The 26,118-nt window shown below is 72.8% G+C and carries 26 protein-coding genes; 15 read left to right on the top strand and 11 right to left on the bottom strand.

What is annotated here, in order from left to right; translation table 11 throughout:
- Positions 1-19 precede the first annotated feature (19 nt).
- The 4 genes from ACIA8N_RS07045 to ACIA8N_RS07030 form a co-directional block, all read right to left on the bottom strand.
- Complete coding sequence (locus ACIA8N_RS07045) at positions 20-1,069, bottom strand: hypothetical protein (RefSeq protein WP_365781512.1); 1,050 nt, start codon at positions 1,067-1,069, stop codon at positions 20-22.
- Positions 1,070-1,302: 233 nt separating this feature from the next.
- A complete protein-coding gene (locus ACIA8N_RS07040; protein ID WP_030548823.1) occupies positions 1,303-1,584 on the bottom strand; it encodes a hypothetical protein in 282 nt (93 codons plus the stop codon).
- A gap of 235 nt (positions 1,585-1,819) precedes the next feature.
- Positions 1,820-2,647, bottom strand: a complete 828-nt coding sequence (locus ACIA8N_RS07035) for a hypothetical protein (RefSeq protein WP_365781510.1) — start codon at positions 2,645-2,647, stop codon at positions 1,820-1,822.
- A gap of 278 nt (positions 2,648-2,925) precedes the next feature.
- Complete coding sequence (locus ACIA8N_RS07030) at positions 2,926-3,165, bottom strand: chaplin (RefSeq protein ID WP_365781508.1); 240 nt, start codon at positions 3,163-3,165, stop codon at positions 2,926-2,928.
- Positions 3,166-3,568: 403 nt separating this feature from the next.
- Between ACIA8N_RS07030 and ACIA8N_RS07025 the strand changes: the two genes are divergently transcribed.
- The 9 genes from ACIA8N_RS07025 to ACIA8N_RS06985 all read left to right on the top strand — a co-directional run bounded on the left by ACIA8N_RS07025 (position 3,569) and on the right by ACIA8N_RS06985 (position 14,158).
- Entirely contained in the window at positions 3,569-4,603 is a 1,035-nt protein-coding gene (locus ACIA8N_RS07025) for a DUF3344 domain-containing protein (RefSeq protein ID WP_399415857.1), read from the top strand.
- A 4-nt stretch (positions 4,604-4,607) separates the two neighbouring features.
- Positions 4,608-5,741 (top strand): glycosyltransferase, encoded by a 1,134-nt coding sequence (locus ACIA8N_RS07020; protein ID WP_365781724.1) that lies wholly within the window; start codon positions 4,608-4,610, stop codon positions 5,739-5,741.
- A complete protein-coding gene (locus ACIA8N_RS07015; protein WP_365781504.1) occupies positions 5,738-7,189 on the top strand; it encodes a sugar transferase in 1,452 nt (483 codons plus the stop codon). The genes ACIA8N_RS07020 and ACIA8N_RS07015 overlap by 4 nt, the downstream gene beginning before the upstream one ends.
- 2 nt (positions 7,190-7,191) lie before the next feature.
- Entirely contained in the window at positions 7,192-8,502 is a 1,311-nt protein-coding gene (locus tag ACIA8N_RS07010; RefSeq protein WP_365781502.1) for an O-antigen ligase family protein, read from the top strand.
- 178 nt (positions 8,503-8,680) lie between these two features.
- Positions 8,681-10,471: a lipid II flippase MurJ gene (murJ, locus tag ACIA8N_RS07005; RefSeq protein WP_365781722.1), complete on the top strand. Its 1,791-nt coding sequence runs from the start codon at positions 8,681-8,683 to the stop codon at positions 10,469-10,471.
- The gene (locus ACIA8N_RS07000; RefSeq protein WP_365781500.1) at positions 10,368-11,171 is read left to right on the top strand and encodes a polysaccharide deacetylase family protein; all 804 of its coding nucleotides are present in this window, start codon (positions 10,368-10,370) and stop codon (positions 11,169-11,171) included. The genes murJ and ACIA8N_RS07000 overlap by 104 nt, the downstream gene beginning before the upstream one ends.
- The gene (locus ACIA8N_RS06995) at positions 11,168-12,301 is read left to right on the top strand and encodes a glycosyltransferase (protein WP_365781498.1); all 1,134 of its coding nucleotides are present in this window, start codon (positions 11,168-11,170) and stop codon (positions 12,299-12,301) included. The genes ACIA8N_RS07000 and ACIA8N_RS06995 overlap by 4 nt, the downstream gene beginning before the upstream one ends.
- 13 nt (positions 12,302-12,314) lie before the next feature.
- Positions 12,315-13,001, top strand: coding sequence for a lipopolysaccharide biosynthesis protein (locus tag ACIA8N_RS06990; protein ID WP_365781496.1), 687 nt, complete (start codon positions 12,315-12,317; stop codon positions 12,999-13,001).
- Positions 12,998-14,158, top strand: a complete 1,161-nt coding sequence (locus tag ACIA8N_RS06985) for a GNAT family N-acetyltransferase (RefSeq protein WP_365781494.1) — start codon at positions 12,998-13,000, stop codon at positions 14,156-14,158. Before ACIA8N_RS06990 ends, ACIA8N_RS06985 begins: the two co-directional genes overlap by 4 nt.
- 38 nt (positions 14,159-14,196) lie before the next feature.
- Here ACIA8N_RS06985 and ACIA8N_RS06980 read toward each other — a convergent pair whose 3' ends face one another.
- On the bottom strand, positions 14,197-15,834 hold the full coding sequence (locus tag ACIA8N_RS06980) for a glycoside hydrolase family 26 protein (RefSeq protein ID WP_399415853.1): 1,638 nt from the start codon (positions 15,832-15,834) through the stop codon (positions 14,197-14,199).
- Positions 15,835-15,994: 160 nt separating this feature from the next.
- On the opposite strand from ACIA8N_RS06980, the gene ACIA8N_RS06975 reads away from it, so the two are divergent.
- Positions 15,995-17,308 carry an ATP-grasp domain-containing protein gene (locus ACIA8N_RS06975; RefSeq protein ID WP_365781492.1) on the top strand — a complete coding sequence of 438 codons (1,314 nt, stop codon included), beginning with the start codon at positions 15,995-15,997 and terminating at the stop codon, positions 17,306-17,308.
- Positions 17,309-17,321: 13 nt separating this feature from the next.
- A complete protein-coding gene (locus ACIA8N_RS06970) occupies positions 17,322-18,590 on the top strand; it encodes an FAD-dependent oxidoreductase (RefSeq protein ID WP_365781490.1) in 1,269 nt (422 codons plus the stop codon).
- Positions 18,591-18,657: 67 nt separating this feature from the next.
- Here the strand turns inward: ACIA8N_RS06970 and ACIA8N_RS06965 are convergent, their stop codons facing one another.
- Positions 18,658-18,891 (bottom strand): chaplin, encoded by a 234-nt coding sequence (locus ACIA8N_RS06965; RefSeq protein WP_030548852.1) that lies wholly within the window; start codon positions 18,889-18,891, stop codon positions 18,658-18,660.
- A gap of 211 nt (positions 18,892-19,102) precedes the next feature.
- Entirely contained in the window at positions 19,103-19,516 is a 414-nt protein-coding gene (locus tag ACIA8N_RS06960; protein WP_365781488.1) for a rodlin, read from the bottom strand.
- A 220-nt stretch (positions 19,517-19,736) separates the two neighbouring features.
- Here ACIA8N_RS06960 and ACIA8N_RS06955 point away from each other — a divergent pair, with 220 nt between their 5' ends.
- Positions 19,737-20,147 carry a rodlin gene (locus ACIA8N_RS06955; RefSeq protein ID WP_365781486.1) on the top strand — a complete coding sequence of 137 codons (411 nt, stop codon included), beginning with the start codon at positions 19,737-19,739 and terminating at the stop codon, positions 20,145-20,147.
- 78 nt (positions 20,148-20,225) lie between these two features.
- On the opposite strand, the gene ACIA8N_RS06950 is transcribed toward ACIA8N_RS06955, so the two are convergent.
- Positions 20,226-20,375, bottom strand: a complete 150-nt coding sequence (locus ACIA8N_RS06950; RefSeq protein ID WP_365781484.1) for a hypothetical protein — start codon at positions 20,373-20,375, stop codon at positions 20,226-20,228.
- A gap of 175 nt (positions 20,376-20,550) precedes the next feature.
- Between ACIA8N_RS06950 and ACIA8N_RS06945 the strand changes: the two genes are divergently transcribed.
- Both ACIA8N_RS06945 and ACIA8N_RS06940 read left to right on the top strand, forming a co-directional pair.
- Positions 20,551-21,594: an LCP family protein gene (locus ACIA8N_RS06945; RefSeq protein ID WP_365781482.1), complete on the top strand. Its 1,044-nt coding sequence runs from the start codon at positions 20,551-20,553 to the stop codon at positions 21,592-21,594.
- A gap of 94 nt (positions 21,595-21,688) precedes the next feature.
- Positions 21,689-22,096, top strand: a complete 408-nt coding sequence (locus ACIA8N_RS06940; protein WP_030217894.1) for a rodlin — start codon at positions 21,689-21,691, stop codon at positions 22,094-22,096.
- A gap of 80 nt (positions 22,097-22,176) precedes the next feature.
- Here the strand turns inward: ACIA8N_RS06940 and ACIA8N_RS06935 are convergent, their stop codons facing one another.
- The 3 genes from ACIA8N_RS06935 to mca form a co-directional block, all read right to left on the bottom strand.
- The gene (locus ACIA8N_RS06935) at positions 22,177-24,198 is read right to left on the bottom strand and encodes a thioredoxin domain-containing protein (protein WP_365781480.1); all 2,022 of its coding nucleotides are present in this window, start codon (positions 24,196-24,198) and stop codon (positions 22,177-22,179) included.
- Positions 24,199-24,324: 126 nt separating this feature from the next.
- Positions 24,325-24,561, bottom strand: coding sequence for a hypothetical protein (locus tag ACIA8N_RS06930; protein ID WP_030217888.1), 237 nt, complete (start codon positions 24,559-24,561; stop codon positions 24,325-24,327).
- Positions 24,554-25,435, bottom strand: coding sequence for a mycothiol conjugate amidase Mca (gene mca, locus ACIA8N_RS06925; RefSeq protein WP_030217887.1), 882 nt, complete (start codon positions 25,433-25,435; stop codon positions 24,554-24,556). The genes ACIA8N_RS06930 and mca overlap by 8 nt, the downstream gene beginning before the upstream one ends.
- 98 nt (positions 25,436-25,533) lie before the next feature.
- Here mca and ACIA8N_RS06920 point away from each other — a divergent pair, with 98 nt between their 5' ends.
- The gene (locus ACIA8N_RS06920; protein ID WP_365781477.1) at positions 25,534-25,935 is read left to right on the top strand and encodes a DUF4307 domain-containing protein; all 402 of its coding nucleotides are present in this window, start codon (positions 25,534-25,536) and stop codon (positions 25,933-25,935) included.
- The last annotated feature ends 183 nt before the right edge of the window (positions 25,936-26,118 follow it).

Below are 26,118 nucleotides of genomic sequence, written 5' to 3'. Positions count from 1 at the left end.
CGGGCGATGGGCGGTGGGATCAGTGACGCCTGGCGACCCGCCCGCCGCGGAGGTAGAAGACGCCGCCGCCGATGATCAGTGCGGCGCTGATCGCGGCCGCGCCCATGAGGGCGGGGTCGCTGCCGGTGTCGGGGAGTTCGGGCTGACCGGGCGTGGTCGGCGGGGCGGTCGGCTCCTCGCAGCCGGGCTCCGGCTCCTCACCGGGCTCGGGCTCCTCGCACTCACCGGGCTCCTCCCGGTGCGTCGGAGGAACGGTCGTGGTGGGCGGAGTGGTCGGCGTCGGCGGAGTGGTCGGCGGGGTCGTGGGCTCCTCGCACTCCGGCTCACCCTCCTCGCACTCACCCGGCTCCTCCGGAGTCGTCGGAGGAGTGGTCGGCGTCGGCGGGGTGGTGGGCGTCGGCGGGGTGGTCGGCTCCTCGCAGCCGGGCTCCGGCTCCTCACCGGGCTCGGGCTCCTCACACTCACCCGGCTCCTCCGGGTGCGTCGGAGGAGTGGTCGGCGTCGGCGGAGTCGTCGGCTCCTCGCAGCCGGGCTCCGGCTCCTCACCGGGCTCGGGCTCCTCACACTCACCCGGCTCCTCCGGGGTCGTCGGAGGAGTGGTCGGCGGGTACGTGGGCGGATGGGTGGGGGGATGCGTGGGCGGATACGTGGGGGGCGTCGTGGGCTCGCCCGGATGGGTCGGCTCCCCCGGATGCGTGGGCTCCCCCGGATGGGTCGGCTCCCCCGGATGCGTGGGCTCCCCCGGATGGGTCGGCTCCCCCGGATGCGTGGGCTCCCCCGGATGGGTCGGCTCGCCGGGGTGCGTGGGCTCCCCCGGTTCGTCGCCGTAGCCGCCGGGCCCCTCCGCCTGGGCGCAGAGGTCGCCGACGGCCGCGGCGACGAAACCACCGAGGTCCAGCTTGCCGCAGACGTCCGCCGGCAGAGGGACCACGTGGCCCGGGGTGCCGGTGCCCGGCCCGTCGCCCGTGGCGGGGTGCGAGTTCGCGGCCAGGGCGAATCCGCCGCTCAGCGACAGGATGCCGGTTACTGCCGCCGCGGTGAGAACTTTCCTGCTGATGATGGACCGCATACCGCTCTTCCTCTGGAGAAGGGGAGAGACCGGCGAGGATCCCCCCTCGCTCCGACCGGCCTGATCCACGCAGACGTTCGCGTGGGACTGGCCAGAAGGTATGGGTCGGCGACCCCCGCACCGCGGGGGCCACACGGCAGCTGATCAGAAAATCATTCGATCAGCCGACCGTGGAGTACGGCTACGCGCTCGCGCCGCAAGTGCCCTGCTGGTTCAGTGCTGCTGAGAGGACGTCAGCCACCCAGCGGCAGGCCGCCGGGAACCGGGAGGCCGCCGAGCAGCGGGGCACCCTTGGTGGCGTCGTTCAGCTGGGTGGCGGTGTCCGTGACGGTCTTGACCGGGGAGCCTTCCGTGGTGCTGCTCAGCACGTCCGACTTCAGCCCATTGGCGGCGATCGCTTCGAGGCCACCGTTCAGGCTGGTGGGGGTCATCGCCTCCGTGGCCATGGCGGGCGCGGCGGCACCGAGCGCCATCAGCGATCCGGCGACGACCGCGGCGACCTTGGTGGGCTTCATGGGGTGAATCCTTCCTCTGTGCTTTCAAGTCACGTACAGCACAAGCCTCTTGACCGAAACCTGCGCTTTGTACTGCTTCTGTAACGAGAGGCGCGCTCCCCGGAAACTCCGAGAGGAAGGATTTCTCGACACTGCACCCGATCGATGCGGACCGGTGTGATGGGAAGACCGCAGACGCCCGAACCGGCCCGGCGGATGCCGGGCAGGTTCGGGCGTGCGGATGACGACCGGTCGGTTAACGGACCGGCAGCGGCGGCTTGACCGGCAGTTCGGGCGCGTCGACCGGGGGCTTCACCGGCGGGTCGACGGGCAGCTCCGGCGGGTCCACCGGGAGCTCGGGCACGCCGACCGGGAGCGACGGCAGCGACGGCAGGCCGGCCAGGTCGGGAGCGGGCAGGCCACTGCCGAGGACCGTGGCGACGACCATGTTGACCAGCGAGGTCAGGGTCGCCGTGACCTGCGGTACGACCCCGCCGGCGTTGCCGGAGGTGACGGCGGCGAGGAGAGCGGCGACCGCCTTCTCGACGGTGGCGAGGGCGTCGTCGACGACGTCCGCGGGGGCGGCGGCCTTGCCTGCCCACGCGGCCTTCGCGTCGCCGGCGACGGGCAGACCGACCGGTGGCTTCACGGGCAGGGCGGGGGCTTCCACGGGCGGCTTCGCCGGAAGGTCGACCGGCGTCTCGACGGCCGGCGGGGTGACGGGGGCGTCCGCCGCGGGTGGCGTGACGGGCGTCTCCGGGAGCGGAGCGGGGGCCGCGGCCTTGACCTTCTCGATGGCTTCCGCGACGGCGTCCTTGAGGTCCTCGGCGTCGGCGGCGGGGAGCTGGCCCCCATCGGCCTTGAGCGCCGCCGTGACGAGTTCGGTCACCGGGTCGAGCACCGAGCCGAGGTCACCGAGCGCCTTGGTCTGGCTCAACAGGGCGTCGGCACCGGGTGCGCGGGCGGCCCGGTCGGCCACGGGGGACGGATGGTCTTCGCCGGCGAAGGCGGGTCCCGCCGCGCCGAGGGTGATGACGGCGGATATCGCCAGGGCGGTGAGGCGGCGTGCAGCCAGGGGACGCATGTACGTTCCTTTTCCTTATGCGTCGGACAATTTCCCTCTCACCGTGCCTGCGTGTATAGCGCTCCGCAACCGCAGAACTACGGAGCGCCACACCTCCGTTCGGGTGAATCCATCCTGCGGACCTGCCCCTCCGAGGGGCGTACGCCGTTGCATCCAACGGCGCACGACGGTGCGGCCGAACGAGGAGCGGACCAAGTGCCGACAGCGGAGAAGCCGGTGCGCCCACCCCGGAAGGGATGGGCGCACCGGCTTCGGAAGGACCGATCAGGCGTGCCGGATCAGGCGTTGACGCAGGTGTTGCCGAAGGCCGGGTTCAGCGCGCCGATGACGCTGACCGTGTTGCCGCAGAGGTTGACCGGGATGTGCACCGGGACCTGGACGACGTTGCCGGAGCCGACACCGGGGGACTTCACGGCCGCGGCCTCGGCGCCGGCGTCGGCGACAGCGGCACCGGCGGCACCGGCGACGGCGGCGGCGGCACCCACGGTGAGGACAACGGCCTTGGCGATACGGGACATGGGGAGGTGCTCCTCGATCGAAATTCAACGCGGACTGCGCGGACTGTTCGGCCCGGCTCTCTCAACAACGCCCCGGTTTTTCATCGGTTGCTCTCCCGAACGGGTGACGTTCAACCGATCTTTGGGCCATAGGGGGGCCATTAGAGGGAGTGGGCGTGGAATGGCGCAACACGCTCAACGAGGAACCTGCCCTCCGGATACGGGAGTTAGCGTTTCCGGGCATCTAATGCGTACTATCGCCCCGCGTCGGGGTTATAACGTTCCCGAACGTTGCTTCCGGGCCCGCCGCGCGTTCACCCATTTCGTGCGGACGACACCTTCCCCTCTCCCGGCCTTCACGGGTCTTCCCTTCCTTCTCTCATCAAAGCGGAGAACCTGTATGCGGAATTCAGCGGTTCTTGCTGTGCGACGCAGCGTGTTGTGCGCGCTGTCGTGTGCGGCCCTGTCCGCCGCGCTGCCGGTCGCCTCCGCCGCCGCACCCCAGCCAGGGGAGGCGAGCCGGGTGCCCTTCGCCGCGCGCTACCAGGCCGTGCAGCACGGTGGGATCGTGCGCGCCGCCAACTCCTCGGCGAAGGGAGTGAAGGGCACAGAGTCGGCCAACGGCGGCGCCACGATCGCGTACGTCGACGTGGACAGCGATCCGAACACGTACAACTCCAGCCGCGCCGAGCTCGCCGTCCCCGACGGCGCCCGGGTCGCCTGGGCCCGTCTCTACTGGGGCGGCAACCTTCGGGTGGGCGAGCAGAAGCCGCCGGAGGACAACGGGCGCGTGCTGATCGCCGAGCCCGGCGGCCAGTACAAGGCACTGCTCGCGGACACCCTGATCGGCCACCGCACGGCCGACGGCGCCGACGCCTTCCAGGCCTCCGCCGACGTCACCGAGCTGGCCCGCTCGTCCCGCTCGGGCCAGTGGACCGTCGCCCAGGTCAACGTCGCCATGGGTCGCTCCGCGGTCGGCGGCTGGGGCGGCTGGACGCTCGTCGCCGCGTACGAGAAGGAGTCGGAGCCGCTGCGCAGGATCGCCGTCTGGGACGGTTTCGAAACGGTCGGGCCGCGCACCGGCGAGCTGCGGGTACCGCTCGACGGAAACGGTTATGACAAGGCGTCGGACGGCCGGCTGGGCGTGATCGCCTATGACGGCGACCGGGGAACTCCAGGGGATTACCTGGCGGTGGAAACGAGCCGCCGGAAGAGCACCCGGCTCTCCGATTCCGCCAATTCCGTGGACGACGTGATGAACTCCAGCATCACAGAATTCGGCACCGGCAGGACGGTCCGCTTTCCCGATGGTACGAACACCATGGGGTACGACTCCGACGTCTTCGACCTGCGCGGGGCGCTGCGCGACGGGGCCGACCGTGTCCACGTCCGGCTCGGCGGCCGGAAGGACACCGTCTGGCTCGGTGCGCTCTTCCTCCAGGCCGACGTCCGGCGCTGACGTGCTGTCCTCATCCGACGCGGACCCCGCGTCCCTCACCGTCCTGCACGCGGTCCAGCCCGGTGACGGCGGGGTCGCCCGCGTCGTCATCGACCTGGTCCGCGCGCAGCTCGCCGCCGGCCTTCGGGTCGCGGTCGCCTGCCCGCCCGGCACGTCCCTCTCCGCGGCCGTCCGCGCCGAGGGCGCCGACACCCACGACTGGCGCGCCGGCCGGGAACCCGGTCCCCGACTGGTCCGCGAGACGAGGGAGCTGGCCCGGGTGATCCGTACCGTCCGGCCCGGACTCGTGCACGCGCACAGCGCCAAGGCCGGACTCTGCGCCCGACTCGCCCTGCGGGGAAGGATTCCGACGGTGTATCAGCCGCACGCCTGGTCCTTCGAGGCGGTCGAGGGAAGGACCGCCTCGCTCGCCCGGCGCTGGGAGCGCTTCGGCGCCCGCTGGACGCACCGGATCGTCTGCGTGAGCGAGGCCGAGCGGCGTACCGGCGAGGCCGCCGGCGTCACGGCGGACTGGTCCGTCGTCCACAACGGTGTGGACGTGGCCCGGTTCGCGACCGGAGGCCCGCCCGGCAACCCCGTGCCGACCGTCGTCTGCGTGGGCCGGCTCTGCCGCCAGAAGGGGCAGGACGTCCTGCTCGCCGCCTGGCCCGCCGTCCTCGCGGAGGTGCCCACGGCCCGTCTCGTCCTGGTCGGCGAAGGACCCGACGGCGAACGGCTGCGCGCGGCGGCGGGCCCCTCGGTGCGGTTCACCGGAGCCGTCGACGACACCGCCCCCTGGTACCGGGCCGCCGACGTGGTCGTCCTGCCGTCCCGCTGGGAGGGCATGGCGCTCGCGCCCCTGGAGGCCATGGCGAGCGGCCGGCCGGTCGTCGTCAGTGATGTCGACGGGGCCCGCGAGAGCCTGCCGCCCGCCCATGAACCCCTGTGCCTGGTCCCGCCCGAGGACCCGGCCGCGCTCGCCACCGCTCTCGGCCGCCTCCTCGGCAGGCAGGAGCTGCGGCACCGCCTGGGCCGCGAGGCCCACGAGCACGTACTCAGCAGATTCGATGTCCGGCGCACCGGCGCGGCCGTCGCGGACGTCTACCGCGACCTGGCCGGAGCGCGAGGCACCGAGCACAGAGAGCCGATTGCGCAGTGACCACGGAAAGCACCAGCGTCCCCTCCTCACCGGGCCCCTGGCCCACCGCGGGCCAGGCCTTCGGCCTCGCCTCCCTCGCGCCGCGCCCCGGCACGACCGACCGGCTCGCGCTGCCACGGCACCGCCGGGTCCGGGTGCGGTCCGGCGTGGCGCCGCTCGTGACGGTCGACTGCCTCGCCGTCGTCGCCGCCGCCGCGCTGCTCAGCGCGGCGCACCACGACGCGCGGCTCCTGCTGCCGGTCCTGGCGGTCGTCCTGGTCCTCGACGGGCACGCCGGGCTCTACCGGCCGGCCGCCCACACCCGGGCCCTCGACGAACTGCCCGCGCTGGCCTCCCGCGCCGGGTTCGCCTGGTGCCTGGCCGCGGCCGGGATCGCCGCGTACTCGCCCGCCCTGGCGATCGGTCCGCTGCGGCTCTGCGCCGCCTATCTGACCCACGTGGGCGTCGTCAGCCTGGTCAGGGCGCTGCTGCTCGCCCGGCGGCGCCGGATCGCGCGCGCCCAGCCGCGGTCGGCGCTCGTCGTCGGCGGAGCGGGGGCCGCGCGCCGGTTCGCCGCCGCGGCGGCCCAGCACCCCGAGTACGGGATGCGGCCGGTCGGCATCGTCGGCGTGCCCGAGCAGGGCGGCGCGTCCAGGGCGGCCGGGGGGACCGGGCTTCCGGTGCTCACCACGACCGAGGAGATCCACCGGGCCGTCATCCAGAACACCGTGCGCGACGCGGTGTTCCTCGACGACGACCCGGCCCTGGTGACGCTCTTCCAGCACTACGGCTGCACCACGTGGCGGGTCGGCGGCCGGCACCAGGACGGGCCGATGGGCGAGCACCTGTGGGGGTACGCCTGGCATCGGATCGTCCCGCTCGCCGAGCGGCGCGGGCTGACCGCCAAGCGGGTCCTCGACATCGCGCTCGCCGCGCCGGCCCTGGCGCTCGCGCTGCCGGTGCTGCTGCTCTGCGCGCTCGCCGTACGGCTGTCCGACGGCCCCGGGGTCCTGTTCCGGCAGGAGCGGGTCGGGCAGCACGGGCGCCACTTCACGCTGCTCAAGTTCCGTACGCTCCGCCCCTCCGACGACACGGAGTCTGCGACCCGCTGGAACGTGGCGGGCGACCGGCGGATGAGCGCGGCGGGCAGCTTCCTGCGGAAGAGCTCGCTCGACGAGCTGCCGCAGCTGTGGAACGTACTGCGCGGCGACATGAGCCTGGTCGGGCCGCGGCCTGAACGTCCTTACTTCGTCGCCCAGTTCAGCAAGATCCACACCGGTTACGCGGCCCGCCACCGGATGCCGGTGGGCCTGACCGGCCTGGCGCAGGTGCACGGGCTCCGCGGCGACACCTCGATCGAGGACCGCTGCCGCTTCGACAACCACTACATCGAACACTGGTCGCTCTGGCAGGACGTCTGCATCCTGCTGCGCACGGCGGCCGGGCTCGTGCGACCCACAGGGAGCTGACGATGGCCACGGCCGTGACCGTGCCGGCGGTTGCCCCGGACGTGAAGGACTGGGCCCGCAGGGCGGGGGCGCTCTCCCCGGTCCTCGCCGTGATCGCGCTCCTCCTCGTCCCCGGCGGCGGCGGAGCGCAGGGCGGCACCGGCGGTACGGGGACGGTCGCCGACGCGGCCTCCGGACTCCTCGTCCTCATCTGCCTCGTCCGGGTGCTGCGCGGCGGCGCCCGGCCGCTGACCCGGGCGGCGGCCGTCGTCCTCGGCCTGCCGGTCCTGGGGATCTGCCTGGCCGCGATCACCTCGAACGACCCGGCCGCGAGCCTGCCGGGCGTCGCCCGTTACGTACAGGTCTTCGTCCTCGTCCCGGCGGCCGTGCTCCTGATGATCCGCGACCGGCGGGACTTCGCCGTGGTCGCCTGGGGCCTGGTCGGCCTCGCGCTGCTCCAGGGCGCGGTGGGCGTCGCCCAGTACCTGACCGGCACGGGCGCCTCGTACCAGGGCGAGGACATCCGGGCCGTCGGCACCTTCGGGCCCACCGACGTGATGGGCATGGCGACCGTCGTGTCGTACGGGCTCGTCATCGTCACCGGCATCGCGCTGGGCAGCGGTCCAGGCCGGACGCGTACGGCGGCCCTGATCTGCACAGGACTGCTGTTCCTGCCGCTCGTGCTGTCCTTCAGCCGGGGCGCGTGGATCGCGACCGTGCTCGCCTGCGCGATCCAGCTGCTTCTCGCCGGGCCCCGGCGGGCGGCGCGGGTGGCGCTCGTGGCGGGTGCGCTCGGCGTGGTCCTCGTCGGCGGCCTGGGCATCGGTTCGGCGATGGTGAAGGAGCGGGTCACCAGCATCACCCAGGTGGCCGGGGCGCCGGACCAGTCGGTGACGGACCGGTACACGATGTGGGCGGCGGCCGGGCGGATGTGGCGCGCGGAGCCGGTCACGGGGGTCGGCCTCAAGGGCTTCCCCGCCTACCGCGACTCCCACGCCTCGCTCGCCCTGTCCTCGGGGAGCGACACGGCGGGCGCGGGCGCCGCCTTCCAGCGGCAGCCGCTGCTCTCCCCGCACAACATGTACCTCCTGGTCCTGAGCGAGCAGGGCCTGTTCGGACTGGTCGCCCTCGCGGGTAGCTGGGTGGCGCTGCTCGTCGGGGCGCTGCGGCGGCGGCGTCTCGGCGCGGACTGCGCGCTCGTCGCGACGGGCCTGCTCTCCTGGCAGCTCATCGACTTCTTCTACGCGGACATCGGCGGCCCCTCGACGGTCCTCATGTCGGTCGTGCTCGGCCTCGCGGCCTGGTGGGCGCTCGCGGAGGTCCGGCGTGCGTGACCCGTGGGCCGGGGAACCGGAGCCCACGGACACCCCGCGGGCCGGCGAACCGCGCCCCTCGGGCGCCCCTGCCCACGGCACCCCGCCGACCGACCCCTGGGCGACCGTGCCTCCGGGCCCCACGGACTCCCCGTGGGCCCCGGAGGCCGTCGTGCTGCCGGGGATCCGTCCCGCCGCGATGGCCGGCGCCCGGCACGTGACGGTACGGGGCCTTCCCTCCGCCGCCCCTTCCCCGCCTCCTCCCCCCGCCCCCCGTCCGCCCGGGCGCCGGGCGCACGCCCGGGGGCGGGCACCCCGGACCGGTGCCCCCCAGGGCAAGGGCTTCCTCGCGAAGGCCGCCGCCGTCACCGCGGGGCTCACCGCCGCCGGGGCGGTGCTCGGGCTCGTACGGGACCAGATCCTGGCCGGGTACTTCGGGGCCGGGGCGGAGACCGACGCGTTCCTGGTGGCGTGGACGGTGCCCGAGTTCGCGTCGACGCTCCTCATCGAGGACGCGATGGCGCTGATCCTCGTACCCGCCTTCTCCCGGGCCCTGGCCCGCCGTACCGGCGTCCTGTCGGGCGATCCGGTGCGCGCCCTCGTACGGGGCACGCTCCCCCGGATCGTCCTCGCCCTCGGCATCGCCGCCGCCCTCCTCGTGATCGCCGCGCCGCTCCTTGTGTCGGCGCTCGCGCCGGGGCTGCCCGACCCGTCGCTCGCCGTCGACTGCACGCGGCTGACCGGGACCTGCGTGCTGTCCTTCGCCCTGGTCGGCTACTGCTCGGCCGCGCTGCGCGCGCACGGCTCCTTCCTGCCACCGGCCTCGATCTACGTCGCGTACAACGTCGGCATCATCGGCACCATCGTGGTGCTGCGCGAGCCGTGGGGGGTGCGGTCGGCCGCCGTCGGGGTCGCCGTCGGCGGCGTCCTGATGGTCCTGGTCCAGGCGCCCTCGCTCATCCGTGAGCTGCGGACCCGGCCCGTACCGATGCGGGAGCCCGAGTCGCTCGTCCCCTCCGGGACGAGCGAGGGCCGGATCCTGGTCCTCGGTCTGATCGCGCCCGTCGTCGCGTTCTCGCTGTCCCGCCAGTCCCAGACCCTGATCGAACGCTTCCTCGCCTCACCGCTGCCGGCCGGCGCGATCTCGCATCTGAACTACGCGCAGAAGGTCGCGCAGATCCCGATGATCCTGTCGCTGATGCTGTGCACGGTCAGCTTCCCCGTGGTCGCCCGCGCCCTCGCGGCGGGTGACACGGAGGCAGCCCGCCGCCGCGTCGAACGGGATCTGCTGCTCGCCGCGGTCGTCGTCCTCGTCGGCGCGTCGACGGTGATCGCCGCCGCCCCCCGGATCATCGAACTCCTCTTCGAAAGAGGGGAGTTCACTGCCGCCGACACCACCGCCACGGCCGCCGTCATGCGGGTGTACGCCCTCGGCCTGCTCGGCCAGACGATGGTCGGCGCCCTGGTCCGCTGCTACTTCTCCGCCGCCCGCCCGCTCTGGTACCCGGCCGCCGCCATGGCCGCCGGGCTCGTCACGACCGCCGCCGCCGGCGTCCCCGGCGCCCACCACTGGGGCGCCGTCGGCATCGCCGCCGCCAACGCCCTCGGCATCACGCTGACCGCCGTGCTGCTGCTGCGAGGCGCGCACCGGCAGGCGGTCCCGGTCCGCGTCGACCGGCTCGGCGAAGGGCTGCTGCGGCTCGCCACCGCGTCCGCCTGGGCCACCGGCGTCGGCTGGCTGTCCTCGATCGCGATCGGTCCCGCCGCCCTCGCCGTCACCGTCGCGGGCCTGGCCGTCGTCGGCGTCTTCCTGCTCTTCATCGCCTGCGCCGCCAAGGCGCCCGAGATTCCGCCCCTGCCCCGCTCCGCCTTCCGGAGGACCCTCCATGCCCGCCGCCACCGCGCTGCGCCGTCTGCTGCCGAAGCCGCCTCTGTGGGTGAAACCGCCCCTGTGGGTGGCGATGTACCACTCGATCACGGACACCGCTGACGACCCGTACCGGGTGACCGTCTCCCCCGTGCGCTTCGCCCGGCAACTGCACTGGCTCGGCGACCGGGGACTGCGCGGGGTCTCGGTGCGGGAGCTTCTCGCCGCCACCGCCGAGGGGCGTGCCAAGGGGCTCGTCGGCCTGACATTCGACGACGGCTACGCGGACTTCCTCGACTCGGCGCTGCCCCTGCTGCGCCGGCACGGCTTCACCGCCACCGTGTACGTCCTGCCGGGCCGGCTCGGCGGCGAGAACGCCTGGGACACCGCGGGACCGCGCAAGTCGCTCCTGTCCGAGGACCAGATCGTGCGGATCGCCGAGGCCGGCATGGAGATCGGCTCGCACGGACTCACGCACGTGGCGCTCCCCGAGGTCGACGACGCGATGCTCGCCGCCGAGACCCGCGAGAGCCGCGTCCTCCTCGAGGAGATGACCGGCGGTCCCGTGGACGGCTTCTGCTACCCGTACGGGAAGGTCGACCCGCGCGCCATCCACGCCGTGCGCAAGGCCGGCTACCGCTACGCCTGCGCGATCGACCCGGGCCCGCACACCGGCGCGTACGCGCTGCCCCGCGTCCACATCGGGGAGGGCGACACCTCCTGGCGGCTCACCGCCAAGCGCGTCCTGCACCCGTTCCGCCGCCGCCACCCGGCCGACCTGTTCCCCGCCCCGTACGCCCCCGCCGCGGTCGGTGCGCCGTGAAGGTCCTGCACGTCATCACCGGGCTCGGCATCGGCGGAGCCGAGCAGCAGCTGCGGCTGCTCCTTCGCCATCTGCCGGTGCAGAGCGGCGTGGTGACCCTCACCAACCCGGGAGCCGTCGCCGCGGGGATCGAGGCGGACGGCACCCCCGTCACCCATCTGGGCATGGCGGGCAACCGCGACCTCGGCGCGCTGCCCCGCCTCGCCCGGATCGTCCGGCAGGGCCGGTACGACCTCGTCCACACGCATCTGTACCGGGCCTGCGTGTACGGCAGGACGGCGGCCCGGCTGGCCGGCGTACGGAACGTCATCGCCACCGAGCACTCCCTCGGCGAGACGCAGATCGAGGGCAGGCCGCTCTCGGCCGGCACCCGCGCGCTCTATCTCGCATCCGAGCGGCTCGGCACCTCCACGGTCGCCGTGTCGCCGAGCGTGGCCCGCCGGCTCGCCGACTGGGGGGTGCCCCCCGACCGCATCCGGGTCGTCCCCAACGGCATCGAGACGGACCGCTTCGCCTTCGACGCGCGGGCCCGCCGCCTCACCCGGGGCGTCCTCGGCATCCCCGAGGACGCGTACGTCGTCGGCGGGGTCGGACGGCTCACACCCGGGAAGCGGTTCGACCGGCTCGTCCGGGCGGTCGCCTCGGTCCCGGAGGCCCGGCTGCTCCTCGTCGGCGACGGCGACCAGCGGGAGGAGCTGCTGCGGGTGGCCCGCGAGTGCGGCGCCGCCGGCCGGGTGCTCCTCGCCGGGGCCTGCGAGGACCCGCCGACCGTCACCTCGGTCGGACCGTCGCTGCCCGAACTGCTGTCCGCCATGGACGTCTTCGTGTCCACCTCCCCCGACGAGACCTTCGGCCTCGCCGTCGTCGAAGCCCTCGCCGCCGGCCTGCCCGTGCTCTACGTGGCGTGTCCCGCGATCGACGACCTGGCCCCGGAGGCGGCACCGGGGGCGCGCCGGATCGGCGAGCCCGTACCGGAGCTGGTCTCCGCGCTGCGCGGCATCCGGGACGCCCGGCTCGCCCGGCTTCCGCTGCCGGCGGCGGCCCGCCGCTACGACATCGCGCACAGCGCGGGTCAGCTGATGTCCCTCTACGACCAGGCCGTCCACGGCACCCCCTCCCCCGTGAAGTGAGAGAGCCCGACCCATGAAGACCACCCCACCCCGTGCCTTCCTCCCCGCCCGCCTGCGCGCGCCGGGCCGCTGGGCGGTGCTCCCCGCCGCCGTCCTCGCCGGAGCCGTGATCGGCGGCGGTTACGGGGCCCTCAAGTCCCCGGAGTACGCGGCGGTCAGCTACGTCATCGTCGTACCGGCCGAGAAGTCGGACCCGGCGGCGGCGCTCGGCTTCGCCCAGGCGTACGGGCGGGTCGCCACCGACATCGCGGTCACCGGCGACGCCCAGGTGTGGGCGGGGGTCAGCGCCGACACCCTCCGTAGGAGCGTGCAGGCCGCGACCTCTCCTGACGCGCCGATGATCTCGATCACGGCGCGGGCGGAGAAGCCCGCGAAGGCCGTGTCGATGGCCGACGGGGTGGCCCGCGCGCTCGTCCTCAACAGCACGCACGTGGCGGGCAGCACGGGCGTGAAGGTCGTCCAGTTCTCCCGCGCCACCAAGCCGGTCGCCCCGGTCTCCCCGTCCGCGCCGCTCTCCGCGCTCGTCGGCGGCTGCGCCGGCGGACTCCTCGGCGGCCTGGCCCTCCTGGTCCGCCCGAAGCGGGCCGCCGCGCGCGAGGCCCGGCACTCCCGGCAGCCGGCGTCCGCCTCGTCCGCCGCGGCCTCGTCCGCCGCCGTGCCCGCCCCCGCGGTCGCCGCACACCAGGCGGAGTCGGTGTGACCCCGAGAGCCACGGAAGCCGCGAGAGCCCTGCGGACGGAGATCTGCCGTGACGAGGAGACCTTCGGGCGCCTCACGGCCGAGTGGACGGCGCTGTACGGGCGCTGTTCCTCCGCCACCCCCTTCCAGTCCCACGCCTGGCTGCACTCCTGGTGGCTCTCGTACGGCCGCCCCGGTGCGCTGCGGGTGGTGCTCGTACGGCGTGAGGACGGCGGACTCGTCGCCGCCGCGCCCCTGATGCGGGCCCGGGGGCCGCTGCCCGCCCTCACCCAGCTCGGCGGCACGATCACCGACTTCACCGACGTCCTCCTCGACGACGGCTGCCCGGAGGCCGCGCCCGCCCTGGCCCGCGGGATCGCCAGGGCCGCGAGGGGCGCGGTGATCGACCTGCGCGAGGTACGGCCCGGGGCGGCCAGCGAGCAGGTGTTCGCCCGATGGCGCGGCCCGCGACGCAGGCTCCCCGACTCCCTGTGCCTGGAACTGCCGGCCGTACCCATGGAAGGGCTCCTCGAACGGATCCCCTCGGGGAAGGCCCAGCGGGTCCGTGCCAAGCTGCGCAAGCTGGACGCCCTCGGCATCGACGCGCGGGTCGTCAGCGGCGACGAGGTGCCGGCGGCGCTCGACCGGCTCCTGAAGCTGCATCAGCTCCAGTGGCAGGGCCGCGGGGTGACCGCCGAGCACACCAGCGACCGGTTCGCCCAGCACCTCACCCGGGCCGTGCGGCCGATGGTGGAGCGCGGGGACGCCATGGTCACCGAGTTCCGGCTCGCCGGAGACGTCGTCGCCGCCGACCTCACCCTGATGTCCCCGCGACTGGCCGGCGGCTATCTGTACGGCGCCGATCCGGCCCTGCGGGCCCGCAAGGTCGACGTCGCGACGATGCTGCTCCGGCACGGCGCCGGGGAGACCAGCGCCGGCGGGCGCGCCACCCTGAGCATGCTGCGGGGCACGGAGGCGTACAAGCACCACTGGCGGCCCGAGACCGTCGGCAACCAGCGGCTCATGCTCACCGGGCGGGGCACGGCCCCGCTGCTCTGGCTCCGCGCGGGCGCCGCCGACGCGCGCCGCTGGGTGGCCCGACAGGCGCGTGAACGCGCCTGGGTGGGCAGGGCGCTCGGCCGCCTCCCGGGCCGCGCACCGCACAGCGGCGGCGGATGAGCTCCGCCGCCGCCGTGAGTGTCCGGCTCGGGCCGGTCTCAGAAGGGCCAGACGCCGGTCAGGGCGTCCTTCCAGTCGAGGTCGACCTCGTCCTTCCAGTTGTCCTTCGGGACACAGACGGGCCCACCGATCCAACTCTCGACCCATGAACCGAGGTTCACGGTCCAACAGGTGGGCTTGGGCTCGGGCTTCGGCTCGGGCTTGGGTTCCGGCTTGGGCTCGGGCTTCGGCTCAGGCTTCGGCTCAGGCTTGGGTTCCGGCTTGGGCTCGGGCTTCGGCTCAGGCTTCGGCACAGGCTTGGGCTCAGGCTTGGGCTCAGGCTTCGGCTCAGGCTTCGGCTCAGGCTTCGGCTCAGGCTTCGGCTCAGGCTTCGGCACAGGCTTCGGCTCGGGCTTCGGCACAGGCTTGGGCTCAGGCTTCGGTTCCGGCTTCGGTTCCGGCTTGGGCTCAGGCTTCGGTTCCGGCTTCGGCTCAGGCTTCGGTTCTGGCTTCGGCTCGGGCTTCGGTTCCGGCTTGGGCTCAGGCTTCGGCTCAGGCTTCGGCACAGGCTTCGGTTCCGGCTTCGGCACAGGAACCGTCGGGTCCGTCGGAAGCTCCGGCTCAGTCGGCAACTCCGGCTCCGTGGGAAGCTCCGGCTCCGTCGGGATCTCCGGTTCCGTCGGCAGTTCCGGCTCCATGCCGTACATCATCTGCCGGAACATCTGCGACGAGCGCGGATTGTCGTCGCACTGCCAGACGCCGTGCGGGCAGTAATCGGTGATCGTGTGGTACAGCGGCTTGTGCTGCCGCAACCATTCCAGCATGCGCCGCATGTACTCGGGGTTGTCGCCGTTCCGGAAGAGACCCCATTCCGGATAGGAGATCTGCTTTCCGTGCTCGGCGGCGAAGTCGACCTGCTTCTGGAGCCCGTACGGTTCGCTGACGTGCTGGTCGAAGTCGGAGCCCGGCGGCTGGTCATAGGAATCCATGCCGATGATGTCGACGACGTCGTCACCCGGGTAGCACTCGGTCCACGGGACGGCGTCGCGGCCGCGGCTCGGGTTGAAGTCGAAGCGGAATTCCTGGCCGGGTACGGAGCGCATCGCGCCGACGATCCGGTTCCAGTACTTCTTCCACGCCGTGGGGTCGGGCGCGCAGCGGTGGGTGTAGGTGGTGCCGTTCATCTCCCAGCCGAGGACGATGACGGTGTCCTTGGCCTGGAGCCCGACGAGACGCTCGGCAAGGGTGCGGAAGTGGTGGTCGTAGTAACCGGCCGCGCCGAGCTGGAGCTGGCGGCGGACCTCCGCGTCGGAGACCCCGGCCTCGTTGCGCTCCAGCATGGGCACGTTCAGGACGAAGAGCCGGTCGGCCTTCTCGTTGCGCCAGTCCGCCCAGGCGTCGAGGAAGCCGGGCGGGCCCTCGATGTTCTTCCAGAGGTCGCCGGGCAGGTAGGTGTGGCCGACGCGGAGTTCGCGTCCGCCGAGCCAGCTCTGCAGGTGCTCGATGCGGGCGACCCCGAGTGCGCCCGAGTCGAGGAAGGCTCCCATGGCAGTGGAGAGGGTCGGTCCGGGGTCTCCGGCCGTCACGGATTCGGTGGCGTGCGCGGGGGACGAGAGCACGACTGAGCCTGAGGCGAGGAGACCGGCGGTGAACACCCCCAGCCACATTCTCGATGTTCTCCGGTGTGCAGCTGCCATGGCCACTCCTTCACTCGTACGCCTTTTGATGATCCGTCAATCCGATTCTCCGAAAGTATTCCTAATGAGCCGACCGTGGACGGTGGCTCGCTCTGATCAGTAGTCCATTAGAGAATTTCATCGCCCAGTTGGGGCACCCACCCGAGATGAAGGGCATGCCGTGCCGTGCCGTCAGAGTTTCGACACCCGCGTACCCACCGTCCTCGTACGACTCGACCGGAACCCCTTCCATCACGGCACTCTCGGCGCCGCCCGCTCTCTTGGGCGAGCGGGAATCCAGGTGCACGCCGTCGTCGAATCACCGACGAGCCCGGTCGCCCGCTCCCGATATCTCCGTTCGGCCCGCGTCCGGCCCGGCACGGATTCCTCCGCCGAACTCGCCGCCCTGCTGACCCGGATCGCGGACGACATCACCGACGACCCGTCACGTCCCGTTCTGGCGATCCCGCTCGACGACGTGAGCGCCCTCGCCCTGGCCCGCCGGCGCGCCGCACTCTCCCCGCGCCTCCTGCTGCCCGAGCAGACCGAGGAGCAGCTGCTGCGGGTCGCCGACAAGGCCGCACTGGCGGGAACCTGCGCGGCCCTGGGCCTGCCCCACCCCCGTACGGAGATCCCCACCGGCACCGACGAGGCCGCCGCCATGGCCTGGTCGCTCGGCCTGCCGGTGGTCGCCAAGTGGAGCAGGCCCTGGCTGCTCCCGGCCGGCGCCGGGCTGCGCAGCACCTCGGTGCTGCGGTCGCTCGCCGAAGTACGGGAGCTGTACGCCCGCACCCCGGAGGCCGGCAGCCGCCTGCTGCTCCAGGAACTGCTTCCGGCGGGCCGGGACCTGGACTGGTTCTTCCACGGGTACGTGGACACCGGGGGCCGCTGCGCGACCGGGGCGACCGGACGCAAGGAGCGGTCCTGGCCGGACGGGGCCGGGCTCACCGCCACCGGCCGCTGGGCGCCGAACCCGGCCGTGGACCGCACGGCCCGCGAGCTGCTCGACGCGCTCGGGTACCGGGGCGTGTGCGACCTGGACTTCCGGCTGGACCGGTCGACCGGCGCGTACCACCTGCTCGACTTCAACCCCCGGCCCGGCGCGCAGTTCCGGCTCTTCGCCGACCGGGCGGGCCTGGACGTGGTCCGGGCGCTCCACCTGGACCTCACCGGCCGTTCCGTACCGCCGCACTCCCCCGCGTACGGCCGCCGGTTCGTGGTCGAGAACTACGCGGCGCTCTCGCTGCTCACCTCACCGCGCCGCCGGTCGACGGCCGAGCCCGGGGCCGCGGACCGGCGTACCGAGTACGCGTGGTGGGCGCCGGACGACCCGGCGCCGGCGCTCGCGATGGGCCGCGCCTGGCTGGGTCATCTGCTGCGCAAGGCCCTGACCGCACTCCGCGGGCGGTTCGGATCCGGCCGGAGGCGCCCTCCGGTGCCCCCGGCGGCACCGCCGCGCGCCCGCAGCTCCTCCCCTCACCTCACCCCTCGATGAAGGCGGAAGCACGATGTCGAAGTCGACGTACGACCTGGTGGTCGTCGGGGCCGGACCCTACGGCCTGTCCGTGGCCGCGCACGCTGCCGCCCACGGGCTCCGCCTGCGGGCCTTCGGCCGCTCGATGGAGTCCTGGCACGCCATGCCCCCGGGCATGTTCCTGAAGTCGGAGCCCTGGGCCTCGCACCTCGCCGACCCGGAGGGGGCGTACGGTCTCGACGCCTACGCCGCCGCGCGGGGCGTACGCGCCGCCCACGGGGTGCCGCTCCCGGTCGACTGCTTCGCCGCGTACGGCGACTGGTTCGCCCGGCAGGCCGTCCCCGCCCTCGACGAGCGCCTCATCGCCTCGGTCGCGCCCGCCGGCGACGGCTTCGAGCTGCTCACCGAGGACGGCGAACCGCTCCGCGCCCGGACGGTGGCGCTCGCGGTCGGCGTGCTGCCCTTCATGGAGGTCCCCGGGCCGCTGCGGGAGCTGCCCCGTCGGTACGTCACCCACTCCAGCCACCACGGCGCACTCGACCGCTTCGCCGGCCGGGACGTCACCGTCGTCGGGGCCGGCCAGGCCGCCCTGGAGACGGCCGCGCTCCTCGCCGAGGGGGGCGCCGCCGCCGTCCGGATCATCGCCCGCACGGACCGGCTGAACTGGAACACCCTGCCCCCGGCCCTCGACCGCGGCCTGTGGCCCGCGCTGCGCGCCCCGCACACGGGACTGGGCTGCGGCTGGAAGAACAAGCTGTACGCCGACACCCCGGGCGTCTTCCGGCGCCTGCCGGCCGGCACCCGCCGGCGGATCTTCGACTCGGCCCTCGGCCCCGCCGGCGCCTGGTGGCTCCGGGAGCGGTTCGCGCGGGTCGGGGACGTACGCCTGGGGCGGCGGATCATCTCGGCGACGGTGACGGGGGACGAGCGGCTCCGGCTCGACGTGGCCGGTCCTGACGGGACGGCGGTCCTGGAGACCGACCACGTCGTGGCGGCCACCGGCTTCAACCCGAGCCTGGACCGGGCCGGGGTGCTCTCGCCCGCGCTGCGCGGCGCGCTCCGCACGGTCGGCGCGGGCGGCGCCCCCGAGGTCGGCGGCCTCTTCGAGTCCTCCTGGCCGGGCCTCTTCCTGGCCGGACTGCTCACCGCCCCTTCGTACGGTCCCTCGATGCGGTTCGTGTTCGGCGCCGGGTACACGGCGCCGCGTCTGGTGCGAGGGGTGCGGCGGCGGCTGCGGTCGGACGCCCGGGGCGGCTCGGTGGGCCGGCCGCGTACCGGCGGGAAGGCGCCGGTCGCGGCATGACGCAGGGCCGGCCCCGGGGAGCGGATGCTCTCCGGGGCCGGCCCCTGTGTCCGCGTGGAGCCGTGGGTCAGGCGTTGACGCAGGTGTTGCCGAACGCCGGGTTCAGCAGGGCGATCACGTTCACGCTGTTGCCACAGGCGTTGATCGGCACGTGGATCGGGACCTGGACCACGTTGCCCGAGAGGACGCCCGGCGAGCCGATCGCCGCACCGTGGGCGTCCGCGTCCGCGAAGGCGGGCGACGCCGCACCCATGGCCATGATGATTCCGGCGACGACGGCCGCGGCCTTCTTACAGTTCATTTCGTCTGGATCCTTTCCGGGACGGAAGACATTGCACAAAAGACAACGAACGTGCCGCACGAAGGAAACCGCAACTGACACGACATTCGCTTTTTCACTCCGTTGCGCGCACGGACTGCGCAGAGCCCGGACCGCACGAAGCACGGACCGCACAGAACGGGGCCGGCGGGAACATGAACGTTCCCGCCGGCCCTGTCGTGCGCGATACGGATCAGCCGTTGTAGGCGCCGTTCCCGGAGAGGACCGGGATGTCCTCCAGGACGTGCGACAGCGGCTCGTCGCCCTTGGCCTGGGTGGAGTTCTCCGCGCACTGCTGGTTCTGCGGGGAGGACAGGACGTTGACGTCCTGGACCGCGACCGGGACGAGGACGCCGACGACCGAGCCGACGTTGCCCTTGACCGGGGCGCCGAGGCAGAGCTTGTTCAGCGAGCCCTGGACGGCCGAGAACTGCGGGCTCATGTCGCCCTTGGTCTTCGAGTTGCCGAACGACTGGTGCGCGCCGTTGCCGCTGAGCGAGGTCGTACCGCCGTCGTCGGCGATGGCGAGCGCCGGGGAGGCCGCCGCAGCAGAAGCGCCGACAACAGAGGCCGTAACAGCCGCAGCCGCCATAATCTTCTTGATCACGGTGATTCCGTTCTTGTTCCCACCAATCGACCTGATTGATGCGACGGGCTCAACTGCGGTCGTCCCCCCGGGGTTCCGGCACTTCACCCGTTCGACTGGGACCGCGTTTCGCGCTGCCGAGTGCGCTCCGCCAAGGGGGTGACACAGCGGAACCCCAGGGTCCGAATGCCGGTTGATCAGGTCGCTCCCTGCACGGAGCCGGTTCTAGAAGGGAACTCCCGTGATCAAGAAGGTTATGGCCACCGCGGCCGCGGCCGTCTCCATCGTCGGCGCCTCCGCCGCCGTGGCCTCCCCGGCACTCGCCATCTCCAACGACGGCGGCACCACCTCCCTGAGCGGCAACCACGCTCACCAGGAGTACGGAAACTCCGCCACCTACGGCAACATGAGCCCCCAGTTCGCGCTGGTCCAGGGCTCCCTGAACAAGCCGTGCGTCGGCCTGCCGGCCAAGCTCAACGCCGGTTCGATCGTCGGCCTGGTCCCGATCTCGGTCCAGGACATCAACGTGCTGTCCTCCCCGCAGAACCAGCAGTGCACCGAGAACTCCACCCAGGCCAAGGGTGACGAGGCGCTCTCGCACATCCTGGACGACATCCCGGTCCTCTCGGGCAACGGCGTCGGCAACAACTGACGTTCCGCCTTCGCGCGACGTTCACACGTCAGGGGCCGCCCTCCGGGGCGGCCCCTTTCGCTGCCGTGCGCTCCCTCTTCACCACGTCGGCCAGACCGGGGCCGCCATCAGGCGTTCCCACTCCCGGTCCGGCACCCCCGGCACCGCCCGGCCCGCCTGCACCCACTGGTCCACCAGGGCGGAATACAGGGGGAAAGGCGTCCGTTCCACGGGGGACGGGTCGCTCACATATCGGCTCTTCGGAATGAAGGCCATCCGTTCCCATTTCCCGGGATCCGGCGCCATCTTCGCTCCTTCCGCTGCGATTCCCGCATCATTCCACAGGCGCCGCAGGAGAGTGATTCGCCCTGTTCATGTCGCGTCGCGTACCTGTGTGCGAGAACGCTCGAATTACCGTGCGGGGATGAAATTCCCGCGTCCCCTGCGGCCCCGACGACCACTGCTCGTCGCGGCGGCGATCACCGCCCTCGCCGCCCTCGCCCCCGGCGCGCTCGCCACCGCCGCGCCCACCGAACTCCCCGCCCCGGACCAGGGGCTGAACCTCCTCGTGGTCGGCATCGACAGCCGCAAGGGCGTCACCGAGGACGAGAAGGAGCGCTACCGGCTCGGCGGGAAGGAGTGCGACTGCACCGACGTGATGATGCTCGTGCACGTCTCGGCCGACAACGACCGCGTCGACGTCGTGAGTCTGCCCCGTGACTCGCTCACCACCTTCCCGGGACAGCACCGCGACCAGCGGACCGGGAAGCTGCACGCCGCCCACCAGGCGAAGATCAACGGGGCCTGGGCGGAGGGCGGTTCCTCCTTCACGGTCGAGGTCGTCGAATCGATCACCGGACTGCCCGTCCACCGCTACCTGGAGATCGACTTCCGGCGCTTCATGGACACCGTGGACCACGTCGAAGGAGGGGTCCCGATCTGCACGGAGGCGCCCCTCAAGGACTCGGTCACCGGGCTCGACCTGGCGCCGGGGACCAAGCAGGTCGGCGGCGGCGAGGCGCTGCAGTACGTGCGGTCCCGTCGGGCCGACGGGCAGATGGACTTCGGGCGGATGCGGAAGCAGCAGAAGTTCGTGGTGAACACCCTGGAACGGCTCCGCGACGGCATGCTCGACGATCCCGCCCGGCTCGGAGCCCTCGCGGCGACCCTGCGCGGGACGGCCGCGGCCGAGCGGGGCATCTCGGCGACGGAACTCCTCACGCTCGCCGCGCGGCTCCGGAACCTGCCCCCGGAGCGGACGACGTTCGCCACCGTGCCCGTGCGCGGCTTCAACCCGAACATCGCGGGGGTCGGCTCCACCGTCGGCTGGGACGAGGCTGGTGCGGCGAAGGTCTTCGGGCGGCTGCGCGAGGACCGCCCGCTGCCCGCGGCCGACGAGGTGGCGCCCAGCGAGGTCTCCGTGGCCGCCTACCGGCCCGACCCGGGCGGTTCGCTCATCTGCCCGTAGTCCGTCCGGTGGACATCGCGGAACCTCCGCGCCTCCGACCAGTTGATCAGTACGGCTCGGCACTCAGCGAGCCAGTATCCGAAAGGCCTGAACAATGAAGAAGCTGTTGGCTACGGCTGCTGTGGCCGCGTCGGTCCTCGGCGCGACGGCGGCGGGTGCCGGTCAGGCGCTCGCCATCGCCGACGACGGTGGCACCACCTCGCTGTCCGGCAACGGTGCGCACCAGGAGTTCGGCAACTCCTCCACGCACGGCGACATGAGCCCGCAGTTCGCGCTCGTCCAGGGCTCCCTGAACAAGCCGTGCATCGGTCTGCCGGCCAAGGTCAACGCCGGTTCGATCGTCGGCCTGGTCCCGATCGCCGTCCAGGACATCAACGTCCTGTCCTCCCCGCAGAACCAGCAGTGCACGGAGAACTCCACCCAGGCCAAGGGTGACGAGCCGCTGTCGCACATTCTCAGCGACATCCCCGTGCTGTCCGGCAACGGCGCCGGCAACAGCTGAGCGACGACGCTCGGCCACGGTGCGGCCCCGCCGCCCCTCCTCGGAGGGGTCGCGGGGCCGTCCCCGTTCCGGCCGGGACCTCAGAGCTTCCGGCGCAGCTCTTCCGGGTCGGTGACCGGCGCGTCACAGGTGAAGTGACGGCACACGTACGCGGCCGGTGACCCGCCCACGAGGGGCCGGTCCTCCAGGAGCGGGAACTCCTCGCCGCCGGGGGCTCCGGCGGCGACGACCGCACCGGGGGCGGTGGCCCGGAGCGCGGTGCGCCGCAGCGCCTGGAAGGCCTCGTCGTCGGGGGCGCCCACGACGGCGATCTCCCGGGGCCCGTCGAGGAGGGCCTCGGCGACGGCGAGGCCCCAGCCGATGAAGCGGGGGGCGCGCGGGCCGAGGGCCTTGACGACGCCGAGGGCCCCTTCGGCGGCGGTCCGGTGGGCCTCGGAGCCGGTGTGGGCGGCGTACGAGAGCAGCGCGCCCGCGGCGGCGGTCCAGCCGGACGGGGTGGCGTTGTCCGTGGGGTCCTGCGGGCGGCGGATCAGCGTCTCGGCGTCGTGGGCCGTGTCGTACAGGGCCCCGCCCTCGGCGGTGAAGCGGTCGAGGACGATGTCCAGGAGGAAGCCGGCGAACTCCAGCCAGGCGCCCTCGCCGGTGACGGCGGCGAGGGCGAGGAAGCCCTCGGCGACGTCGGCGTAGTCCTCCAGGACTCCCGCGTTGGTGCCGGCCCGGCCGTCCTTCGAGGTGCGGGTGAGCCGGGCGGACTCGTCCATGTGGACCCGTACGAGCAGGTCGGCCGCCTCGGTCGCGCGGTCGACGAGGTCGGGGCGGTCGAAGAGGGCTCCGGTCTCGGCGAGGGCGGCGATGGCGAGGCCGTTCCAGGCGGCGACGACCTTGTCGTCGCGCCCCGGGCGCTCGCGCTCCTCGCGGGCGGCGAGGAGCCGGGCGCGGATCGAGGCGATCCGGTCGGCGTCGGCCGGGCCCGCCTCCGGGGGGAGCTGGAGGACGGAGCTGCCGTGCTCGAAGGTGCCGTCCTCGGTGACGCCGTAGTGGGCGGCGGCGAGGGCGGCGTCCTGCTCGCCCAGGACGGCGGCGAGCTGTTCGGGGGTCCAGACGTAGAAGGCGCCCTCGACGTGCTTGCCGGTGCCGTCGTCGGAGTCGGCGTCGAGCGCGGAGGCGAAGCCGCCCTCGGGGGTGCGGAGCTCGCGGACCAGGAAGTCGGCGGTCTCCAGGGCGACCCGGCGGGCCAGGTCGCTGCCCGTGGCCTTCCACAGGTGGGCGTACACCCGGCACAGCAGGGCGTTGTCGTACAGCATCTTCTCGAAGTGGGGCACGACCCAGGCGCGGTCGACGGCGTAGCGGGCGAAGCCGCCGCCGAGCTGGTCGTAGATGCCGCCGCGGGCCATGGCCTCGCCGGTGTCGGCGGCCATCTGGAGGGCGCCCTCGGAGCCCGTACGGGCGTGGTGGCGGAGCAGGAACTCCAGGGCCATCGACGGCGGGAACTTGGGGGCGCCGCCGAAGCCGCCGCGGGTCGCGTCGTACTCGCGGGTGAGGCCGAGGAGGGCCTGCGCGAGGTCCTCCTCGCCGGGGACGCCTTCGCCGCCGTAGGCGAGGGAGCGGCCCGAGAGGTCCTTGACGATGCGCTCGGCGACCTCGCCGACCTCGTCCCGCCGGTCGGCCCAGGCGCCCCTGACGCCCTCGAGGACCTCGGGGAAGGACGGCATGCCGTGGCGGGGCTCGGGCGGGAAGTACGTACCGAAGTAGAAGGGGGCGGCGTCCGGGGTGAGGAAGACGGTCATCGGCCAGCCGCCCTGGCCGGTGGCGGCCTGGACGGCCTCCATGTAGACGGCGTCGACGTCGGGGCGCTCCTCGCGGTCGACCTTGACGGCGACGAAGTGCTCGTTGACCAGGGCCGCGGTGGCGTCGTCCTCGAAGGACTCGTGCGCCATGACGTGGCACCAGTGGCAGGAGCTGTACCCGACGCTGAGCAGCACGGGGACGTCGCGGCGCCGGGCCTCCTCGAAGGCCTCGGCCGACCACGGCCACCAGTCGACCGGGTTGTCGGCGTGCTGAAGGAGGTACGGGGAGGTCTCATGGGCCAGTCGGTTCGGCATGGACCCATCCTGCCGCAGTGGTCTCCCGCCGTGCCCGGTGTCCCGCGCGGCGCGCTCGTGCCGGGGGTACGGAAAAGCCCTCCGTCCCGTACCTGTCGGAGAGGTACGGGACGGGGGGCGCCTCCGCTACTTGCCGGGGGTGCCGGCCGGGGTGTCCTGCCCGGCCGCCGGGTCCGGGGCCTCCTCGAAGGAGACCTTGCCCATGTGCCGGTTCATCGACTTCATCAGCTGCCAGACCGCGAGGGCCAGGACCGCGAAGACGACGAAGCCGAGGACGCCGGGGGTCACCTTGTTCTTGTCCAGCTCTTCGGCGGCGAAGGGGACAAGCTGGGTCAGTGCCAGGTGTGCGCTCATGTCAGGCATTGTCGCGGATGCCCGCGAAGAGATCTTCCTCGGGGAGGGAGGTCGGGACCAGCGACTTGCTGAGCTCGTACTCCTCCGTCGGCCAGACCTCCTTCTGGATCTCCATCGGCACCCGGAACCAGCCACCGTCGGGGTCGATCTGGGTGCGGTGGGCGATCAGGGCCTTGTCGCGGATCTCGAAGAAGTCGGCGCAGGGCACGAAGGTGGTGAGCGTCCGCTCCTTGCGCTCGAACTCGCTCCAGCGCTCCAGCCACTCGCCGTACGGGGACTCCAGGCCGCGGGCCAGCAGCGCCTCGTGCAGGGCGGTGGTGCGGGGACGGTTGAAGCCCTGGTTGTAGTAGAGCTTCAGGGGCTCCCACGCCGGGCCGAACTCGGCCTCCGGGTACTTCTCGGTGTCGGTCGCGCCGTCGAAGGCCACCATCGTGATCTTGTGGGTCATGATGTGGTCGGGGTGCGGGTACCCGCCGTTCTCGTCGTAGGTCGTGACGACCTGCGGGCGGAACGCGCGGATCTTGCGGACCAGCGCACCGGCGGCGGTGTCGACGTCCTCCAGGGCGAAGCAGCCCTCGGGGAGCGGCGGCAGCGGGTCGCCCTCGGGCAGGCCCGAGTCGACGAAGCCCAGCCATTCCTGGGAGACGCCGAGGATCTCGCGGGCCTCGTCCATCTCCTTGCGGCGCACCTCGTGGATGTTCGCCTCGATGTAGGGGTCGCCCTGAAGCTGCGGGTTGAGGACCGAGCCACGCTCGCCGCCCGTGCACGTCACCACCATGACGTCCACCCCCTCGGACACGTACTTGGCCATCGTGGCCGCACCCTTGCTCGACTCGTCGTCGGGGTGGGCGTGCACGGCCATCAGTCGAAGCTGCTCAGTCAAGACTCGATCCTCAGTGATTCGACGCGGAGGGTGGTCTCTATAGTGACGGAATCGGGGGAGTGAAAATTCCGCCACCCCCGGCTTCGAGAGGATCGATCATGAGCGCGGTGCGAGAGCAGCTGCCCGAGGGGCGCTACGGGCGCTCCGCGGACGAGGCGGCGGACCGCAAGCTCAAGATCACGGGCACGGTGCTCGGGATCCTCTTCCTCGGCCTGATGGGCTGGTTCGGCTGGCACTACGTCGTCGACAGCAAGATCAGCGCAGAGATGATCAAGTTCGACGTGGTCAGCGCCACCGAGGTGCAGGTGCACCTGGAGGTCCGCAAGGACGAGGGCGTCAAGGGCGTCTGCACCCTGCGCTCGCGCTCCGAGGACGGCGCCGAGGTGGCCCGCAAGGACGTGCGGATCGACGACCCCGCCGGCCGGGTCGACCGCGTCTTCTCGCTCCGCACCACCGCCCACGCGACGAGTGCCGAGCTCGTGGGGTGTACGGCCCGGTAGCGGTGGGTAGGGAGCGGGTGTCGAGTCCCGGCGAGTCACCGCGGTGACCTGGGGTGACGCCATTCCTGATGGTTATGTCCTCCCGCTTTTCGCCACTCATTGTTAGGCTCGTGGTTTCGCCCACCCGGGACACACAGCTTTCCCGTGTAGGGCGATGCTTTGTATTCCCAGTACCTACGAGGA

Source organism: Streptomyces sp. NPDC051822, from assembly GCF_044452745.1.
Classification (GTDB): Bacteria; Actinomycetota; Actinomycetes; order Streptomycetales; family Streptomycetaceae; genus Streptomyces.
This window is presented reverse-complemented; position numbering and strand designations above follow the sequence as displayed.